Here is an 18,716-nt window from a genome sequence, read left to right on the forward strand (position 1 = left end):
TTAATGATAAGTATGTGGTTTTAGCATAATATTAGACTGAGTTCATTTTGGACGATGATCAAATCGCCCAAAGGTTTTAGCTATAGTATCAAGTTTTTTCTTCATATTCAGGAATAGATACAAGTCCTTGTTCTGTGCGAATAAACCTGTGCCGCATTGGTTTAAATGGTGATTGCTTTGCTACTTCTAATGATAAATTTGTGAGCAAACCAAAAGCTTTATGTGCATATTCTAAGCAATCATATTTACCACGATCTTGAAGAGAAATTCGCGATATTTCTTTAAAGTTTTCTATATACTTATTAAAATCACTTTTCTTACATCGTTCACTATAAAGCTTTTCGGGATTAGCGGGCAACGGGAAACGAACTGCAGGAAGTTCTTTACCTTCAGGCATAGCGATAGGCTCATGAATTGCATATAAATTATGGCTTGCAATATTTATTGGTGCAGAGTGCATTACTAGATCTCTATAATTTCCCAACTCAAACAGCCATCCACCAATGCTCATTTCCTTTTTCAGATAAGTCTCTATTTCCGAATGATCTTTCTTTGAGTTTAAAAATCTTAGCAGGCCTCCTGCAGTTGTAATTTCTTTTCCTTGTTGCTTACTGATTCCTCCATTTGAGAAGTTGTATACATACTCGCAAAGATTATCTCGAAGGATTCCAGAATCAAATAAAAATGAATGGAATTCTTGATAAACTAAATCGGTATATCCGTCCTGAAATCGTTGCCCGCTTTTGAAACTTTCTTTTAAAACTAATGCATTTAATTGTTGTTGATAAGAAACAGCTAAGTTTTTTAACCGGTTGTTAATTGTGTTCAGTTGAAATCGGATTCTATTTGAAAGATCATAGCTAATTCCATTTTTGTTATGAAATGATGACAGAGCTATTCCACCCCATGTCTGTATGGCATCCCAATTAGACCAAATATTCTTTTGGTTAACATAGCCTCGAAACTCTCTTGGGGACTCACCTATATATTCACTTTCATTAGAAGTAAACTCAACGCCGATAATGTTTAAGTTGATTTTATTAACTGCATAAAAGAGTTTACCGTATTGATCTATTTTTATTTGTGTTATTTTTCCATCTTTAGTTTTTGGCCAAATTAAAACTTCATCACTTAATGGTTCAATTGTAGCAATAGGACCGCCTGATAAAAATACAGTTCTTCCGCAGAATGGCCAATTATCTTTCATGCTTACCTTTGTGGTTTGTTCAATGTCCTGTATGGTTAATAAAATGAGAATCTAAATAATATTGTGCAGCAACATAAATATGTAGTCAACTTATCACTGCCATATCGTATAATGTAAAAAAGTAATGATTCATACGTTATGCAGCAATAGCATTGAGTTTCTTGGCCTGAACGTAATCTCCCCACCACTGCATCAGTTCTGTTCTTTCAGCAAGATACTCTGAACGATTGTAGGCAGCTATGATTTCGTTGTTCTTAGTATGAGCTAAGGCTGATTCAAGCACTTCTGTTCTAAATCTACCACTTTCTTCAGCAGCCGTTCTTGCTATAGAACGCATTCCGTGGGCGACCAGCTCCCCACCGAATCCCATACGGATGATTGCAGCATTAGCTGTTTGCTCATGCAGGTGGTTAAGCGGGGCTTTGATACTTGGGAAAACCCACTCTCTATGACCACTGATTGGTCTGATTAACTCAAGGATGCGCATTGCCTCTTTACTTAGCGGAATCTTGTGAGGGCGCTTCATCTTCATAAACTCACCGGGGATATTCCAGAACCGATTATCTTCGTCTATATCACTCCAACGAGCACGGACTGCTTCTCCCGGACGAACCCACGTAAGGAGCTGCCACTCAATTAGAAGACGTGTTTCGAGCCGTATGGAAGCGTTAGATATGGCGAGCATGAACCGGGGGAGTTCATTCGGTGGTAAAGCTGGCATGTTTTGCTTCTTGGGTTTACTGAAACGCTGACCGAGGTTATCAGCAGGATTAAACTCAATAAGTTCTTCTGTCGCAGCCCAACGGAAAATTTCATTTAGACGTGAAATGATGCGGCGCAGGGTTTCCAATACGCCTCGTTGTTCTGTGGGGTCAAGGTGTTGTTTTAAGAGCTTGGGACGGATCTCTTTGATCGGAACGTTGCCTAAGCCGGGGAAGATATTTCGTTCAAGGCTCCGCCAGATATCTTCTGCATGGTCTGTAGAGATACCAGAAGTCTTGACCTTCTCATCTAACCATTTCCTAGCAACCGCCTGTAGCGTGTGCTCAGTGGCATTCTTAAGGGCATTGGCTTTATCGTTGTTGTGAATCTGCGGATCGATACCACTTGTAAGCAATGACAAGTATTCATCACGTAAAGCCCGAGCTTTGGCAAGTGTGAGATGAGGGTAGGTTCCTAAGCTCATCTTTGTTCGCTTCTTACTTACTGGCACTGCATACCTGAAATACCAATTTTTCTTACCACCCTTTGATAGGGGAGCGATTCGTAGCATCAGGCCATCACCGTCAAAAAGGTTGATTTCCTTTTCTGCGGGCTTGGTATTTTTGATTTCAGTGTCAGTGAGTTTCTTAGCGATCTTTGCCATTTTAGGACCCTCGATTTTGGGACCCTTTGCGTTGGGTCCTAAAAAGGGTGCCATAACGTGTAGCTTCTAGCAAATCTCAGTAGACTTCTGTAGACGTAAAAAAGCCCGCAAGGCTGGTTCCATGCGGGCTTAGTAGACTTCAGTATACTTCAAACAACTAAAAAGTGGTGGAGCTGGCGGGAGTTGAACCCGCGTCCGAAATTCCTACATCCTCGGTACTACATGCTTAGTTTGTCTTTACATTCGCACGCCAGCTGCGGACAGACACGCCACTAACGAACTAGCCTGATTAGTTTTAGCACTTCAACCCCAGGCAGGGCATCCGCGCGATCTCTTTTGGGTTTGACCTCTCTTGATCCCCGTCCTAAGAGCGGAGGCTAGGGAGAGAGGGCTCTAAGCAGGTTATTAAGCTGCTAAAGCGTAGTTTTCGTCGTTTGCGACTATTTTTTTGCGGCTTTTTACGAGGCCAACCGCCCCTCGGCATGCACCTTGGGTTTCGCGAATCCCGTCGAATCCAGAATCAGCCCCAATGTGTACTTGAAGTATAACAGATTTGTGAAGGTGGTTACCAGCCCCTGAAGCGAGGATTCTGGCGGCATATCGAGTGAAAAAGCAGCGACAACAGCAATATAGCGTGGGGCCAGGGGGAACTGGCCCGCAGAGAGGGAGAATTACCGCCCGGCGTTCTTCATGATGCGCGCCTTATCGACCGCCCATTCACGATCTTTCACGTCGGTGCGCTTATCGTGCTGTTTCTTACCTTTCGCCACGCCGATTTTCACTTTGCACCAGGCGTTCTTCCAGTACAACGACAGGGCGACGACGGTATAACCTTCGCGGTTGATGCGGCCATATAGCGCATCGAGCTCGCGCTGATTGAGCAGCAGCTTGCGGGTACGGGTCGGATCGCAAACGTAATGCGTGGAGGCGACCGCCATTGGCGTAAAGTTGGCGCCGAATAGATAGGCTTCGCCATCTTTCAGAATGACATAGCTATCGCCGATGTTGGCTTTGCCGGCACGCAGAGATTTCACTTCCCAACCCTGCAGCGCGAGGCCTGCCTCGTATTCATCTTCGATAAAGTATTCGTGACGGGCGCGTTTATTCAGCGCAATGGTGGCTGATCCAGGTTTGTGGGCTTTTTTCTTAGTCATAATGTCCTGAAGTCATCGCTAGTTCTAAACATTGTTACCTCAATCCTTCCTGCGAGGCGTAATGGGCTATCTTAGCACGAGTTATGGTACAGCGTTTTTTTTAGCAGCAGATAAATGATATTATTTGCCCTGTGTTTAAATGTGGAACCTGCTATGCCTCAGATTAGCCGTACTGCGCTGGTGCCTTTCAGCGTGGAACAGATGTATCAACTCGTAAATGATGTGAAGTCCTATCCCGATTTCCTGCCTGGCTGCACCGGTAGCCGAGTGCTGGAGGCCGGGCCGACGCAAATGACGGCGGCGGTTGATGTGTCCAAGGCCGGCATCAGCAAGACTTTCACGACGCGTAATACGCTGACCGATAACCAGAGTATCCTGATGAGCCTGGTCGATGGGCCGTTCAAAAAGCTGATTGGCGGCTGGAAGTTTATTCCGCTCAGCCCGGATGCGTGCAAAATTGAGTTTCATCTCGATTTTGAGTTCACCAACAAGCTGATTGAAATGGCTTTTGGTCGCATCTTTAAAGAGCTGGCTGCCAATATGGTGCAGGCGTTCACCACCCGCGCCAAAGAGGTGTATCGTGTCGGCTAATATTGTGGTTGAAGTCGCCTATGCGTTGCCGGAAAAACAGTACCTGCAACGCGTGAAGCTGCAGGCTGGGGCAACGGTCGAGCAGGCGATTATCTCCAGCGGTATTCTGGCGCTGCGCGAAGATATCGATCTGGCGAAAAATAAAGTCGGCATCTACAGCCGTCCGGTCAAGCTGCATGACGAAGTCCATGATGGCGACCGCGTAGAGATTTATCGCCCGCTGATTGCTGACCCGAAAGAGCTGCGCCGGCAGCGGGCTGAAAAGCACGCTGAGAAATAAGCGGGAAGGCACAATTAAAAAAAGCGCTCATTGAGCGCTTTTTGCATTTCAACTGGCCTGAGATTACTTGGTTAGCGCCGGTTTGTTATCAATGTTGGTTAACACACCGCTGCTGTCGAAGGTCAGCGTCAGTGTCTGCTGGGTCACTTTCTCATGGCCCGGCTGCTGGCGGAAAACATAGAACCAGGTGTTGCTACCAAATGGATCTGACATCATCGGCGTACCCAGCGCATAAGCAACCTGCTGTTGCGTCATGCCGACACGGATTTTTGCGACATCATTAGGTGCCAGATAGTTACCCTGGTTGATATCAGGACGGTAAACCACTCGTTCCAGAGTGGAACAGCCTGCGGTCAACATAAGGAGAACCGCTGCGGCAGCAGTCAGCGTTTTACAGCGCATAGTGATTTGATTCCTTTTTGGGCCCGAGCAATACGTGGCTCATCTGTAATATGCCGATAATAATAGACCTTTGCCCGGTTGGGAACCTTCGACTGCAGGTCTATTGGCAATTTGCTGTTCACTATGACTCTGTGAAAATCAAAAAGTTTACGCCGCAAGCAACTCTTTCGCGTTCGCCAGGGTGTTGCGGGTCACCTCGCTACCGCCCAGCAGACGGGCCAGTTCCTGCAGTCTGGCGCGTTTGTCCAGCGCATGCATGTGGGTCTCGGTCATCTCGCCATCGGTCTCTTTGCAGACGAAGAAATGATGGTGACCACAGCCAGCAACCTGCGGCAGGTGAGTCACGCACATGACCTGCGTGGACTCTCCCAACTGGCGGAGCAGTTTGCCGACCACCGCCGCCGTCGGGCCGCTGATGCCGACATCGACCTCATCGAAAATCAGCGCCGGGGTCTCCATTTTACGAGCGGTAATAACCTGAATAGCCAGTGCGATACGCGACAGCTCGCCGCCGGAGGCCACTTTAGCAATCGGCTGTAGCGGTTGCCCCGGGTTGGTGGTAACGCGGAACTCAATATGGTCGGCGCCTTCGGCGGTCAGATGGCGTTCATCAAAGGCGACATCAATGGCAAACACGCCGTGAGGCATAGAAAGTGAGTGCATACTTTCAGTAATCAACTGGGTGAGTTCGTCGGCGCTGCGCTGACGCAGGGCGTGCAGTTCTTGCGCCGTTTCCAGCGCCAGGCGGTGATGCTCAACGACCAACTGGCTCAGCGACTCCAGCGAACCGGCGCTGTCGTCCAGCAGACGCTGCTCATCCAGCATGGCCTGATAGAACGCCGGCAGCTCTTCCGGCGCAATCTGATGCTTACGCGCCAGCGCAATCTGCCGGGAAATGCGCTGCTCCAGTTCGAACAGACGGTTAGGGTCGAGATCGAGACGGTCATTGTAGTGGCGCAGTTCATCGGTCGCCTCGCTGAGCTGAATAGAGGCTTCTTCCAGCATATCGAGCACGCCGGAGAGTTTGCTATCCATACCGACCAGCTCGCTAACCAGCTGTTTAGCGGTATAAAGCTGACTTTGCAAATTGGCCTCTTCGCCGTCGGCCAGTACCGTTAACGCATGCTGACAGGTACTGAGCAGTTGGCCGCTGTTGGCCAAACGTTTGTACTCTTCGTCAATCTGTTCGAACTCGCCCGGCAGAGGATTAAATTCGTTCAGTTCTTTGAGCTGGTATTGCAGCAGGTCTGCGCGGGCGGCGCGCTCCTGGCTCTGCTGCTGATGCTGCGCCAGCTCCCGGCAGCTCTGGTGCCACTGGCGGTAGCGCTCCGCCATGCGTTGAGTAAGCGCATACTCACCGGTATAACCATCAAGCAGCGTTTTCTGATGTTCGGCTTTGGTGAGTAACTGATGGGCATGCTGTCCGTGGATCTGGATAAGCAACTGGCCTAGCTCGCGAAGCTGAGAAAGAGGCACGGCGGTGCCGTTGATGAAACCGCGGGAGCGTCCGTCAGCGCTGATCACGCGGCGAAGTAAACACTCACGCCCGCTCTCCAGTTGGTTCTCTTCCAGCCAGCGCTGGGCGGCAGGGGTATCTTTCAGCGCGAAGCGCGCGCACAGGTCGGCACGGCTGGCGCCGCGGCGCACCATGTCAGCTTCGGCTCGGCCGCCGAGGCACAGCCCCAGCGCGTCGATGGCAATGGATTTCCCGGCGCCGGTTTCCCCGGTGATGGCGGTCATGCCGCTGTGAAAATCAATTTCCAGTTCACGAACGATAGCGAAATTGCTGATGGTGAGTTGCGCCAACATAGCTGCCTTCCTGTATGAAAAACCATTACTGTGTTTTCGTACAGTATAAACTGGTTTTTTATCCAGTAAAGAGGCAGCTTGTAAAATCAGAACAATTTTTTCGACCAGCCCAACTTAGTACTTAATGTATTGAAATAGCTGTAGTCTTTCGGGTGAATCAGATTGAGATGATAATCACAGCGGCGGATGAGCACATCTTCGCCGTCCTGGATGGGTAGCGCAATCTGGCTGTCGCAGCTGATTTCCAGATCGTTACAGCGCTGCGAGAAGCGCAGGCGAATAGTGCTATCGCCATTAATCACCAGCGGCCGCGCTGATAGCGTATGCGGGAACATCGGTACCAGGGTGATGGCGTCCAGAGAAGGCGTGAGAATAGGGCCGCCGGCCGAGAGCGAATAGGCCGTCGAACCGGTAGGTGTGGAGATAATCAGGCCGTCGGAGCGCTGGGAGAAGGCGAACACTTCATCGATATAGACCTCGAACTCAATCATGTGCGCGACTTTACCCGGATGCAGCACTACTTCATTGATAGCCGTGCTGATGCGCTTCTGGCAGTCATGCTGGCACACCTGGGCTTCCAGCAGAAAACGTTTTTCGGCGATATAGTGGCCTTCAAGTACGTCGGCCAACTGCTGGAGCGCGTTATCCGGGTCAAGGTCGGTAAGAAAACCAAGATTGCCGCGGTTAATGCCGATGACGTTGATGTCATAGCGCGCCAGGGTACGCGCCGCGCCGAGCATATTGCCGTCACCGCCGACCACCACCGCCAGATCCGCCTGCTGGCCGATTTCCGCCAGCGTGCCGGTTTTAACATTGCTAAGCTGGAGTTCATGGGCGATTTGCTGCTCGACCAGCACCTCATAGCCTTTGCCGCATAGCCAGCGCCAGAGCATTTCATGTGTGGTCAGGGCGGTTGGGTGACGAGGGTGTCCCACAATGCCGATACACTTGAAATGGTTCTTCATGATCTGGATGTCCTTGGGTTAAATGAATGATGACAATCTGTCTGCTTCCCTTGAATCCCGGAAACTGATCCCCATAATAAGCGAAGTTAGCGAGATGAATGCGAAAAAAACGCGGAGAAATTCATGAGTAGTAAAGAACAGAAAACGCCTGAGGGGCAAGCCCCGGAAGAAATTATCACGGAGCAGCACGACAACGTAGAGGCGGTAGAGCCTGAGGTTTCTGCTGAGCAGGTGGATCCGCGCGATGAAAAAATTGCGAATCTGGAAGCACAGCTGGCCGAAGCGCAAAAGCGTGAACGTGATGTGATGCTGCGCGCAAAAGCGGAAGAAGACAACCTGCGTCGTCGCACCGAACAGGATATCGAGAAAGCGCATAAATTCGCCCTGGAGAAGTTCGTCAACGAACTGCTGCCGGTTATCGATAGCCTGGATCGCGCGCTGGAAGTGGCTGATAAAGCTAACCCGGATATGGCGCCGATGGTTGAAGGGATCGAACTGACTCTGAAATCGATGCTGGACGTCGTGCGTAAGTTTGGCGTGGAAGTGGTAGCCGATACCAACGTACCGCTGGATCCTAACGTGCATCAGGCTATCGCCATGGTCGAGTCTGACGATGTGGCTGCCGGTAACGTACTGGGTGTTATGCAGAAGGGATATACCCTGAACGGTCGTACTATTCGCGCCGCAATGGTAACCGTCGCGAAAGCGAAGTAATTCGCTAGTTCGCCAGTAACGGCTGCCTGCGGGTGGCCGTTTTTATTGGCTTTAAATAAAAAAACGGCGAACCGAAGTTCGCCGTTGTTCTTTGCTGGCTGCGCTATTCCGCCACACTTTCGCGTAATGATTTCACCGGCATCACCTTCACCTGCTTAATCATATTGTCCTGTACGTCGAGAATATCGATATCATACTGTTCGATACGTACGCGGGTTCCAGGAACCGGGATCTCCTCCAGCGCTTCCAGAATGATGCCGTTAACGGTGCGAGCGTCGTCTTCCGGCAGGTGCCAGTTAAACGCTTTGTTGATTTCCCGCACGTTGGCGCCGCCGTCAATAATCACCGAGCCGTCATTAAGCGGCGTCACTTCTTCGGCAAGGGTCGGCGACATCGAGGTGGTGAAGTCTCCCACAATCTCTTCAAGAATATCCTCAACGGTGACCAGCCCCTGAATATCACCATATTCATCAACCACCAGGCCGACTTTCTTTTTATTACGCTGGAATTTCACCAATTGCGTGCTGAGCGGCGTACCTTCCGGCACAAAGTAAATCTCATCTGCCGCTCGTAACATGATCTCTTTTGTGAACTCTTTCTTTTCCGTCATCAGCCGATAGGCTTCACGGACGCGCAGCATGCTGATGGCATCGTCCAGCGAATCACGATACAGCACGATACGGCCATGCGGCGAGTGGGTTAGCTGGCGGACGATAGATTTCCAGTCATCGTTGATATCGATACCGACGATCTCATTGCGTGGCACCATGATGTCATTAACGCTGACCTTTTCCAGATCCAGGACCGACAGCAGCATGTCCTGATTCCGCCGTGAGATTTGTGAACGGGATTCATTCACAATCGTTCGCAGTTCATCTTTACTCAATGCGCCGCTAATGACGTGATCGGTCTTAATGCCCATCATGCGCATCAGTACGCGGGTAATGGTGTTCAACAGCCACACCAGCGGCATCATCAGTACCTGTAGCGGCGCCAACAGGAAACTGCTGGGGTAGGCGACCTTTTCCGGGTACAGGGCGGCAATGGTTTTAGGTAAGACTTCGGCAAACACCAGCACGACAAAGGTGAGCACGCCGGTGGCGATAGCCACGCCGGCGTCGCCGTACAGACGCATGCCGACGATGGTTCCGAGCGCCGAGGCCAGGATATTGACGAGGTTGTTGCCGATGAGCACCAGGCTAATGAGGCGATCCGGCTTACGCAGCAGCTTTTCCACCCGCTTAGCCGGGCGGTTGCCTTGTTTCGCCATATGGCGCAGCCGATAGCGGTTCAGCGTCATCATGCCGGTTTCGGAACCGGAGAAATAGGCGGAGATAATCACCATGATGATCAGCGTGACGATCAGCGTGGTGGTAGAAATGTGTTCCAGGAGAGACTCCTTAGTCTTTAACTAACAAACTGCTGCAGGACGCGGCTGCCAAAATAAGCCAGGGTCAGCAGCCCGGCTCCGGCGACGTTAAACCAGACCACCCGGCGACCGCGCCAGCCTTCGTGGTAGTGCCCCCACAGCAGTACGATATAGACAAACCAGGCCACGATAGACAGCACTGCCTTATCAATATTTTCGGTATTAAACAGGTTGTGCATATAGAACAACCCGGTGCACAGCGTCAGGGTCAGCAGCACGACGCCAACCTGGGTGATATGAAACATTTTACGCTCAATACTCATCAGCGGCGGCATTTCGCTGCTGAAAGCCAGCTTTTTATTTTTAAGCTGATAGTCAATCCACGCCAGCTGCAGCGCGTACAGCGCGGCGATGATAAGCGTGGCGTAGGCAAAGAGCGACAGGCCGATATGCACCAACATCCCCGGGGTGGTTTCGAGGTGGGTGATGTACTCGTTAGGCACGAAGGTGGCGAAGGCGAGGTTGATCAGCGCGAAGGCGTATACGATCGGTAGTAATAACCAGCCGCGATTACGCGAGGCGACGATGGTCATCACCGTACAGATCATCAGGCTGACCAGCGAGCCGACGTTAAGTAAGCTGAGATTTTGCCCACCTTCGCCGCCGGGGAAAATACGTGACTCCAGCGCGAAGGCGTGGCAAATCAGCGCTATCGTCGCGGAGAGAATCGCCATCCGCCGCCAACTGCTGTTTTTTTGCAGCAGGCCAGGGATGATCAGCGCAAGGCTGATGGAGTAGGCGACAAGGGCAAGTAGAGCAAACACAGGCATAGGAGCGTCGACTGTTGACTAAATAAGAAAGAGAAGCAGTATAGCGTCACGCGACGTCTGCTCCAACCGTTGCAGCACATTCAGGTTTATGTCGTGTTATACTGCGCCAAATTCGTATTTTTGTGTCGCTGCGGCGACCGACCGTTTCCACCTCAGGCGAGAGACAATGTTTGATAATTTAACCGATCGTTTGTCGCGTACGCTGCGCAACATTAGCGGCCGCGGACGCCTTACCGAAGACAACATTAAAGACACCCTGCGCGAAGTGCGCATGGCGCTGCTGGAGGCCGACGTCGCGCTTCCGGTGGTGCGTGATTTCATCAGCCGCGTCAAAGAGAGCGCGGTAGGCCATGAAGTCAATAAAAGCCTGACGCCAGGTCAGGAGTTCGTCAAGATTGTTCGCAACGAGCTGGTTGCGGCGATGGGCGAAGAAAACCAGACGCTGGATTTAGCCGCGCAGCCGCCGGCCGTCGTCCTGATGGCGGGCCTGCAGGGTGCGGGTAAAACGACCAGCGTCGGTAAGCTGGGTAAATTCCTGCGCGAGAAGCACAAGAAAAAAGTGCTGGTCGTTTCCGCGGACGTATACCGCCCGGCGGCGATTAAACAGCTGGAAACGCTGGCAGAGCAGGTCGGCGTGGATTTCTTCCCGTCCGACGTTGGCCAGAAGCCGGTTGATATCGTCAACGCGGCGCTGAAAGAAGCGAAGCTTAAATTCTACGACGTGCTGCTGGTGGATACCGCCGGCCGTCTGCACGTCGATGAAGCGATGATGGACGAAATCAAACAGGTCCACGCCGCGATTAATCCGGTTGAGACGCTGTTTGTCGTCGATGCGATGACCGGTCAGGATGCGGCGAATACCGCGAAGGCCTTTAACGAAGCGCTGCCTTTGACCGGCGTGGTGCTGACCAAAGTAGACGGCGACGCCCGCGGCGGCGCGGCGCTGTCGATTCGTCATATCACCGGCAAGCCGATTAAATTCCTCGGCGTCGGCGAGAAAACCGAAGCGCTGGAGCCGTTCCACCCGGACCGTATCGCTTCCCGTATTCTTGGCATGGGCGACGTGCTGTCGCTTATCGAAGATATCGAGAGCAAAGTTGACCGCGCGCAGGCCGAGAAGCTGGCATCCAAGCTGAAGAAAGGCGACGGTTTCGATCTGACCGACTTCCTTGAGCAACTGCGCCAGATGAAAAACATGGGCGGCATGGCCAGCCTGATGGGCAAACTGCCGGGCATGGGGCAAATTCCCGATAACGTGAAAGCGCAGATGGACGACAAAGTGCTGGTGCGTATGGAAGCGATCATCAACTCGATGACGATGAAAGAGCGCGCCAAGCCGGAAATCATCAAAGGTTCGCGTAAACGCCGTATCGCCGCCGGTTGCGGGATGCAGGTGCAGGACGTGAACCGCTTGCTGAAGCAGTTCGACGACATGCAGCGCATGATGAAGAAGATGAAGTCGAAAGGCGGCATGATGAAGATGATGCGCGGGATGAAAGGGATGATGCCGCCAGGATTCCCAGGCCGCTAATACGCGTCATAATTCAAGCCGCAGATGCGTTGGCTGCGTTCGTTCACCCCGGTCACGTACTTGTGTACGCTCCCGGGGATTTACTCACTTGCCGCCTTCCTGCAACTCGAATTATTTAGCGTATGTAGTTTTGAATTGATTTTTGCACAGAAATCAGTAAAATTTTCGGGCTTTTAATATGACACCGGGCTCCGTTCCTCGATGGGGCCCGGTTGTTTTATTCACACAAGAGGATGTTATGGTAACTATTCGTTTAGCACGTCACGGCGCTAAAAAGCGTCCGTTCTACCAGGTTGTTGTCACCGACAGCCGTAATGCACGCAACGGTCGCTTCATCGAGCGCGTTGGCTTCTTCAACCCGATCGCTACCGAGAAAGAAGAAGGCACCCGCCTGGATCTGGATCGTATCGCTCACTGGGTTGGCCAGGGCGCTACTGTTTCCGATCGCGTTGCCGCGCTGATCAAAGCCGCTAACAAAGCAGCTTAATCTGTCACGGTGGTCATGATGAGCAAGCAACACACCGCACAAGCACCTGTTGATCCGATTGTATTGGGGAAAATGGGTTCTTCCTACGGTATCCGTGGTTGGCTCAGAGTGTTTTCCTCCACCGAAGACGCTGAAAGCATTTTTGACTATCAGCCCTGGTTAATCCAGAAGGCGGGTCAGTGGCAGGTTGTTGAGCTGGAAAGCTGGCGCCACCACAATCAGGACATCATCATCAAGCTGAAAGGCATTGACGATCGTGATGCGGCGAATCTCCTGACTAATTGCGAAATTATCGTTGATTCATCGCAGCTGCCGGCGCTGGAAGAGGGCGACTATTACTGGAAAGACCTGATGGGTTGCCAGGTAGTTACCACCGAAGGCTATAGCCTGGGTAAAGTCATTGATATGATGGAAACCGGGTCGAATGACGTTCTCGTCATCAAGGCAAACCTGAAAGATGCATTTGGCATCAAGGAGCGGTTGGTTCCGTTCCTCGATGGGCAGGTTATCAAGAAAGTCGATCTCGCTACTCGTACTATCGAAGTAGATTGGGATCCTGGTTTTTAAATTCTCCGGATAAACGGTAAAAGACGGCGCTATGTGGATTGGCATAATTAGCCTGTTTCCTGAAATGTTCCGCGCAATTACCGATTACGGGGTAACTGGCCGGGCAGTAAAAAATGGCCTGCTGAGCATCGAAAGCTGGAGTCCTCGCGACTTCGCTCATGACCGGCACCGTACCGTGGACGATCGTCCTTACGGCGGCGGACCGGGGATGCTAATGATGGTTCAACCCTTACGGGATGCCATTCATGCAGCAAAAGCCGCGGCAGGTGAAGGCGCAAAGGTGATTTATCTGTCACCTCAGGGACGCAAGCTTGATCAAGCGGGCGTCAGCGAACTGGCAACGAATCAGAAACTGATTCTGGTGTGCGGTCGCTACGAAGGGATAGACGAGCGCGTAATCCAAACCGAAATTGACGAAGAATGGTCAATCGGCGATTACGTTCTCAGCGGTGGTGAGTTACCGGCAATGACGCTGATTGACTCCGTTTCCCGGTTCATTCCGGGAGTACTGGGACATGAAGCATCAGCAACGGAAGATTCCTTTGCTGATGGGTTGCTGGATTGCCCGCACTATACCCGTCCTGAAGTGTTAGAAGAGATGGAAGTACCGCCAGTATTGCTGTCGGGGAACCATGCTGAGATACGTCGCTGGCGTCTGAAGCAGTCGCTGGGCCGCACCTGGCTTAGAAGACCTGAACTTCTGGAAAACCTGGCTCTGACTGAAGAGCAAGCAAAGTTGCTGGCGCAGTTCAAAAGCGAACACGCGCAACAGCAGCATAAACATGATGGGCAGGCGTGAGCCCCCAATATCAGTTTACCCAGGATAAGAGATTAAATTATGAGCAACATTATTAAGCAACTTGAACAAGAACAGATGAAGCAGGACGTACCTTCCTTCCGTCCGGGTGATACCGTGGAAGTGAAAGTATGGGTTGTTGAAGGTTCCAAAAAACGTCTGCAGGCATTCGAGGGCGTGGTTATCGCTATTCGTAACCGCGGTCTGCACTCTGCATTCACTGTTCGTAAAATTTCCAACGGCGAAGGCGTTGAGCGTGTCTTCCAGACTCACTCTCCGGTAGTTGACAGCATTGCTGTTAAACGTCGTGGTGCTGTACGTAAAGCTAAACTGTACTACCTGCGTGAGCGTACCGGTAAGTCTGCTCGTATCAAAGAGCGTCTTAACTAAGATTCGCTTTCGCGACATCCTGATAGAAAGGGCTGGCCAGATGGCTGGCCCTTTTTTTATCTAAATTTTAACTATTTTGATGTAAATCAATTACAATATCGCCCGGATTTCGGAGGGGCGGTGAACGGCACTATTTTTTCACAATCAGCATTGCAACGGCGGGCCGCCTGGCTGGCGCTGTTTGCGATCCTGCTGATCGTGGTGGCGCCGCTGATCTCCGTTTCGCTGCAGAAAGATCCCATGAGCGCAATGCCGGGCATGCATCATGCTATGCCGATGGGCGAGTCTCATGATGGGATGTCCGGACATGAGATGGTAATGATGCACGGCGCTGACAGCGCGTCGCAGCCGGCGCATAGCATGCCGGTCGATCACGCCGAAGCTTGCGGCTATTGCGTGCTATTAGCGCACGTACCGGGGCTGCTGTTCGCGCTGGCGCTGTTCTTTGCCATGATCCTGCGGCGCATTCGCCTGCCGGCTTCTCGCCCGGTATTAAAACACTGGCACTACTTCCCCTGGCTCTATCCTGAAACCCGTGCGCCGCCGCGGCTGTCTGCTTTTTCCCTTTAATAAAAATGAATCTGCGTACTGCGCAACGACCTCTTTTGCTTTAAAAAAGGAAGAGTATGACAACCTGCACCTCGCGCGCGGCATGGTTAAACCTGCTGCGGCGCCTCCATTTCTATATTGGTTTGTTTATTGGACCATTTATCTTTGTCGCGGCCTTGACCGGCACGCTGTATGTCGCCACGCCGCAACTGGAAAACTGGCTGTACCATGAGGCCTTACAGGGCTCGCTCAACGGCGAAAGACAGCCGCTTAGCGCGCAAATTGCCGTCGCCAAAGAGGCTACGCAAAACAACCTCCGCCTGCAGGCCGTGCGCCCGGGTATTACCGCCGGCGAAACGACGCGGGTGATGTTTGCCGACCCGCGGCTGGGGGAATCAGAAAACCGGGCTATTTTTGTTGACCCGGTGACGCTACGGGTCAAAGGCGATCTGACGGTTTACGGTACCAGCGGTATTTTACCGCTGCGCCAGTGGATTGATTACGCGCATAAATCCTTGCTGTTGGGCGACGGTGGCAGACTGTACAGCGAACTGGCGGCCTCCTGGATGTGGGTTGCGGCGTTGGGCGGTATTGCGCTATGGGCGATGACCCGTCCGAAGCGGCGGATACACAATCGGCTGCAAAATACCCGACGTCTGCACGTGACGCTGGGCTGGATGTTACTGGTCGGCATGTTACTGTTTTCCGCCACCGGCTTAACCTGGTCGCAGTGGGCGGGCGGTAACGTCGATAAGATGCGCGCCGCGTTTGGCTGGCTAACGCCGCAGGTCAATACGCAACTTCATGGCGGGGAGGCGATGCCGCCCGATCCGCACGCCGGGCACCACATGGCGCATATGGCAATGGATGAGCCACAGATGAAAGTGACTGCGGATCGGTTCGATAGCGTATTACAGGTGGCGCAGGCCGCAGGGCTGACGGCCAGCAAGCTGGAGATCCGGCCGCCAAAAAGCGCGGGGATGGCGTGGACGGTGAATGAAATTGACCGTAGTTGGCCGACGCGGGTCGATGCTGTGGCCATCGATGGCGAGACGTTACAAGTCGTGGATCGTACCCGCTTTAGCGATTTCCCGCTGATGGCAAAGCTGACCCGTTGGGGCGTCGATTTTCATATGGGAATACTGTTCGGGTTGGCGAACCAGTTGCTGTTGGTGGCATTCGGGTTGGCTCTGTGCGTCATGATCGTCGTCGGCTATCGCCTGTGGTGGATCCGCCGTCCGGCGCAGAGTGCGTTTAATCCTGCACAAACGTTGGTGCAAGCGTGGCTGGGACTAAGTGTCGCCGCCCGGGCGCTTGCGCTGTTAATAGCGCTCCTGCTCGGGCTGGCGGTGCCGCTGATGGGCGTCAGCCTCGCGGCGTGCCTCGTGGTTGATTACCTGCGCTGGCGCGCGGCTTCAGCGATGAGGCTGGTTAAGTCGGTAGACTAACGCGCTTAAGGCGTGCTGATCACCACGGTAACACGGCGGTTTTCAGCACGGCCTGCCGCGGTATTGTTGCTGGCGATGGGGTACTTTTTACCTAACCCGCGGGTGGTTAAATTACTGCGCGGAATTTTCGCGCCTTCAGCCCAGGCATCCGCCACGCTGTTGGCGCGCTTTAATGACAGCGCTTCGTTGTAGCTGTCTTCGCCGTAGTTATCGGTATGACCTTCAAGACGGCTATGGGTAATACCGGTTTCAGCTAACCGTGCGGCCATACTGTGGATTTGCTGCTGGCTGTCGGGACGCAGGCGATAGTCGTTTTTGTCAAACAGAATGCTGTCAGACAAACCTAAGGACCAATCACCGGCGGCTTCGGTAAAGCCGTAAGACTTCATTGCTGCGACCTGTTCTTTCGAGAACTTACCTGGCGCCTGGCACCCAGTGAGGAGAAAAGCAGCCAGAAGAGTGGGCGCAATAAATTGCCTGAGCATAGTCATTCCTTCTTATTTTTGTGTGTGATGAAAACGCTGGTTTTTCATCCGATACATATTCTGATCGGCCAGTTCCTGCAGCTCCTCCACCGAGGTGTGTTCCCAGGTCAAAGCATAGCCAATACTCAAAGAGAGCGTTGCCGTGTGGCCATTGTGGAGGTTGAATGGCTGAAGAAACTGTTCGGACAGCGTTGCGCAAAGCGCCTGGACTTCGGTTTCGGTATGCACATCGTGCAGTAAAATGGCGAATTCATCGCCGCCCAGACGCCATGCCTGATGTTGGTCGCCAACGAATGCCATCAGGCGGCTGGCGACCTCAATAAGGACTTTATCGCCGGCAGCGTGCCCCCAGTTATCGTTAATGAGTTTGAAATTATCGCCGTCAAGAAACAGCAGCGCCGAACTATGACGTGCCGCGTCATCGTCCATTAGCTTACCGATGACGTTGCGAAACGCCGCGCGATTCGCCAATCCCGTTAGTGGATCATGCAACGAGCTGCGCAGCAGTTGCGCATTTTTAGCCTGCAGTTGACGCTGCCAATCCTCCATTTCTCCCAGCAGGCTATTGAAGTCCTGGGCAAAGAGATGGAATTCCTCAATACGTTCTTCCGGTACACGGCGCGAGAAATGGCGGTTTTCGCGGATATCATGTACCACTTCGGTAATACTTTGCAGCGCGGCGACAATACCGCGATGCAGAGAATGGGTAAGCATCAGGGCGATAACGGACGCCAGCAGAATACTGCCGGTCAAAACGATCAGCGAAGTACCGAGAAAATGACTGATTAACCGATCGAGAGCCTTCAGACGAAGCTCACCGATTATTTTCCCCTGATGCCAGATTGGCTGGACAGTCGGTTCAGGAAACAGCCATTTACTAATATAACCACTGAATTTTTCGTTTTTAACTAAGGCGTCATTACGCCAGTCGGCGAAATGACGCTGATGGCTGTCCAGAAGCGTGGCTTCGGAAAATTGCCCCTGTCTGCCAAGCGTCGCCAGCGTATCTTCTGCGGCGGTGGCATCGCCAAAAACCAGTGCCGCTTCGAGGCTGCGGCCCATGGTTGCCGCGGTGAGCTCAAGATTTTTTTGCGCGTACTGTTTTAACGTAATGACGGAGGCGGCGCTGAGCAAAAGCCAGACCAGCGTCATCGAAATCACTACGCTTATCATACTGATTCGGCGTAACGCGTTTTTGAAAGTGGGGCGCGGGGCCTGAGAAAAATCCTTATTCATGTGATTTCTTCCGGGCAAGCATCAGTACGTCCGGATTGACCCGTACACCGCTATGCGTCAGGACATCCAGATTAACGGAAAACCTCACCCTATCGTCATTTATGAGCAAGCAAAAAGCGCTGCCAAAAGAGCAATCGGTATTTTGTTCCGCTATGAGTAATAGAGGACGGGAGCCATATTTTTTTGTTAATGCAGACTGCTGATCCGGGGTTTCACTGCCGAAATACAAACCGTCGCAGCTGGCCTTTAGGGCTTCCTGTGAATTTCGAACTATCACCGGTTGATAAGGTAAATTTTCCGGCGCTTCCTGAGCCAAACTGCGGATATATCGGGAGGTGGAAAAAACGCATAACTTCGGCGGGCCGGATAAATTTGGCCAGCGCGTATAAGTCACAATCCCCGAAACTATGGCGCGGACGTTCTCAGATGTCTCAGCGGCAAAAGCGGGAACTCCCGCGATGAGCAAAAAGAAAAGCAAAAATAGACGGTAAAACTCTTTCATTAACGGGTCCGTCAAATCGTTATTGCACGGGAAACGCA

21 protein-coding genes and 1 other RNA gene are annotated in these 18,716 nt (G+C 52.1%); 10 read left to right on the forward strand and 12 right to left on the reverse strand.

Features of this window, described 5'->3' with window-relative positions:
* Positions 1-88 precede the first annotated feature (88 nt).
* The 4 genes from ABLU86_RS24035 to smpB all read right to left on the reverse strand — a co-directional run bounded on the left by ABLU86_RS24035 (position 89) and on the right by smpB (position 3,727).
* Entirely contained in the window at positions 89-1,207 is a 1,119-nt protein-coding gene (locus ABLU86_RS24035) for a hypothetical protein (RefSeq protein WP_049099485.1), read from the reverse strand.
* A gap of 136 nt (positions 1,208-1,343) precedes the next feature.
* On the reverse strand, positions 1,344-2,573 hold the full coding sequence (locus ABLU86_RS24040) for an integrase domain-containing protein (RefSeq protein WP_348796036.1): 1,230 nt from the start codon (positions 2,571-2,573) through the stop codon (positions 1,344-1,346).
* A gap of 165 nt (positions 2,574-2,738) precedes the next feature.
* Positions 2,739-3,101: a transfer-messenger RNA gene (gene ssrA / locus ABLU86_RS24045) on the reverse strand.
* 143 nt (positions 3,102-3,244) lie between these two features.
* Positions 3,245-3,727 carry an SsrA-binding protein SmpB gene (smpB, locus tag ABLU86_RS24050; RefSeq protein ID WP_020078156.1) on the reverse strand — a complete coding sequence of 161 codons (483 nt, stop codon included), beginning with the start codon at positions 3,725-3,727 and terminating at the stop codon, positions 3,245-3,247.
* Positions 3,728-3,880: 153 nt separating this feature from the next.
* On the opposite strand from smpB, the gene ABLU86_RS24055 reads away from it, so the two are divergent.
* Together ABLU86_RS24055 and ABLU86_RS24060 are read left to right on the forward strand one after the other, a co-directional pair.
* Complete coding sequence (locus tag ABLU86_RS24055; RefSeq protein ID WP_015370248.1) at positions 3,881-4,318, forward strand: type II toxin-antitoxin system RatA family toxin; 438 nt, start codon at positions 3,881-3,883, stop codon at positions 4,316-4,318.
* Positions 4,308-4,598 (forward strand): RnfH family protein, encoded by a 291-nt coding sequence (locus tag ABLU86_RS24060; RefSeq protein ID WP_015370249.1) that lies wholly within the window; start codon positions 4,308-4,310, stop codon positions 4,596-4,598. Before ABLU86_RS24055 ends, ABLU86_RS24060 begins: the two co-directional genes overlap by 11 nt.
* 63 nt (positions 4,599-4,661) lie before the next feature.
* Here ABLU86_RS24060 and bamE read toward each other — a convergent pair whose 3' ends face one another.
* From bamE to nadK, 3 genes are all read right to left on the reverse strand, one after another.
* Positions 4,662-5,000 (reverse strand): outer membrane protein assembly factor BamE, encoded by a 339-nt coding sequence (gene bamE / locus ABLU86_RS24065; protein WP_015703201.1) that lies wholly within the window; start codon positions 4,998-5,000, stop codon positions 4,662-4,664.
* Positions 5,001-5,147: 147 nt separating this feature from the next.
* A complete protein-coding gene (gene recN, locus ABLU86_RS24070; protein ID WP_015370251.1) occupies positions 5,148-6,809 on the reverse strand; it encodes a DNA repair protein RecN in 1,662 nt (553 codons plus the stop codon).
* An 86-nt stretch (positions 6,810-6,895) separates the two neighbouring features.
* On the reverse strand, positions 6,896-7,774 hold the full coding sequence (gene nadK / locus ABLU86_RS24075) for an NAD(+) kinase (RefSeq protein WP_015370252.1): 879 nt from the start codon (positions 7,772-7,774) through the stop codon (positions 6,896-6,898).
* Between the two features lie 123 nt (positions 7,775-7,897).
* On the opposite strand from nadK, the gene grpE reads away from it, so the two are divergent.
* The gene (gene grpE, locus ABLU86_RS24080) at positions 7,898-8,488 is read left to right on the forward strand and encodes a nucleotide exchange factor GrpE (protein ID WP_015370253.1); all 591 of its coding nucleotides are present in this window, start codon (positions 7,898-7,900) and stop codon (positions 8,486-8,488) included.
* A gap of 103 nt (positions 8,489-8,591) precedes the next feature.
* Here the strand turns inward: grpE and ABLU86_RS24085 are convergent, their stop codons facing one another.
* Together ABLU86_RS24085 and ABLU86_RS24090 are read right to left on the reverse strand one after the other, a co-directional pair.
* The gene (locus tag ABLU86_RS24085; RefSeq protein ID WP_026612238.1) at positions 8,592-9,878 is read right to left on the reverse strand and encodes an HlyC/CorC family transporter; all 1,287 of its coding nucleotides are present in this window, start codon (positions 9,876-9,878) and stop codon (positions 8,592-8,594) included.
* Between the two features lie 17 nt (positions 9,879-9,895).
* Positions 9,896-10,687, reverse strand: a complete 792-nt coding sequence (locus ABLU86_RS24090; protein ID WP_015703199.1) for an inner membrane protein YpjD — start codon at positions 10,685-10,687, stop codon at positions 9,896-9,898.
* A 166-nt stretch (positions 10,688-10,853) separates the two neighbouring features.
* On the opposite strand from ABLU86_RS24090, the gene ffh reads away from it, so the two are divergent.
* From ffh to ABLU86_RS24125, 7 genes are all read left to right on the forward strand, one after another.
* The gene (ffh, locus tag ABLU86_RS24095) at positions 10,854-12,218 is read left to right on the forward strand and encodes a signal recognition particle protein (RefSeq protein ID WP_020078159.1); all 1,365 of its coding nucleotides are present in this window, start codon (positions 10,854-10,856) and stop codon (positions 12,216-12,218) included.
* A 238-nt stretch (positions 12,219-12,456) separates the two neighbouring features.
* Positions 12,457-12,705, forward strand: coding sequence for a 30S ribosomal protein S16 (gene rpsP, locus ABLU86_RS24100; RefSeq protein WP_015370257.1), 249 nt, complete (start codon positions 12,457-12,459; stop codon positions 12,703-12,705).
* 18 nt (positions 12,706-12,723) lie between these two features.
* A complete protein-coding gene (gene rimM, locus ABLU86_RS24105; protein WP_015703198.1) occupies positions 12,724-13,272 on the forward strand; it encodes a ribosome maturation factor RimM in 549 nt (182 codons plus the stop codon).
* Positions 13,273-13,303: 31 nt separating this feature from the next.
* Positions 13,304-14,071 carry a tRNA (guanosine(37)-N1)-methyltransferase TrmD gene (trmD, locus tag ABLU86_RS24110; protein ID WP_008806092.1) on the forward strand — a complete coding sequence of 256 codons (768 nt, stop codon included), beginning with the start codon at positions 13,304-13,306 and terminating at the stop codon, positions 14,069-14,071.
* A 39-nt stretch (positions 14,072-14,110) separates the two neighbouring features.
* On the forward strand, positions 14,111-14,458 hold the full coding sequence (gene rplS, locus ABLU86_RS24115) for a 50S ribosomal protein L19 (protein WP_002914145.1): 348 nt from the start codon (positions 14,111-14,113) through the stop codon (positions 14,456-14,458).
* A 120-nt stretch (positions 14,459-14,578) separates the two neighbouring features.
* Positions 14,579-15,028 (forward strand): DUF2946 domain-containing protein, encoded by a 450-nt coding sequence (locus ABLU86_RS24120; RefSeq protein WP_032706438.1) that lies wholly within the window; start codon positions 14,579-14,581, stop codon positions 15,026-15,028.
* A gap of 56 nt (positions 15,029-15,084) precedes the next feature.
* Positions 15,085-16,455, forward strand: coding sequence for a PepSY-associated TM helix domain-containing protein (locus ABLU86_RS24125; RefSeq protein ID WP_116326779.1), 1,371 nt, complete (start codon positions 15,085-15,087; stop codon positions 16,453-16,455).
* 5 nt (positions 16,456-16,460) lie between these two features.
* Here the strand turns inward: ABLU86_RS24125 and ABLU86_RS24130 are convergent, their stop codons facing one another.
* From ABLU86_RS24130 to ABLU86_RS24140, 3 genes are read right to left on the reverse strand one after another with little or no spacing between them, the layout of a single operon-like run.
* Positions 16,461-16,940: an OmpA family protein gene (locus ABLU86_RS24130; RefSeq protein WP_015370261.1), complete on the reverse strand. Its 480-nt coding sequence runs from the start codon at positions 16,938-16,940 to the stop codon at positions 16,461-16,463.
* 12 nt (positions 16,941-16,952) lie between these two features.
* Positions 16,953-18,176, reverse strand: coding sequence for a diguanylate cyclase DgcN (gene dgcN / locus ABLU86_RS24135; protein ID WP_015370262.1), 1,224 nt, complete (start codon positions 18,174-18,176; stop codon positions 16,953-16,955).
* The gene (locus tag ABLU86_RS24140; RefSeq protein WP_026612240.1) at positions 18,169-18,678 is read right to left on the reverse strand and encodes a YfiR family protein; all 510 of its coding nucleotides are present in this window, start codon (positions 18,676-18,678) and stop codon (positions 18,169-18,171) included. The genes dgcN and ABLU86_RS24140 overlap by 8 nt, the downstream gene beginning before the upstream one ends.
* Between the last annotated feature and the right edge of the window lie 38 nt (positions 18,679-18,716).

Source organism: Klebsiella sp. JN_Kp121, from assembly GCF_040062145.1.
In the GTDB taxonomy this organism is placed as follows: domain Bacteria; phylum Pseudomonadota; class Gammaproteobacteria; order Enterobacterales; family Enterobacteriaceae; genus Klebsiella; species Klebsiella aerogenes.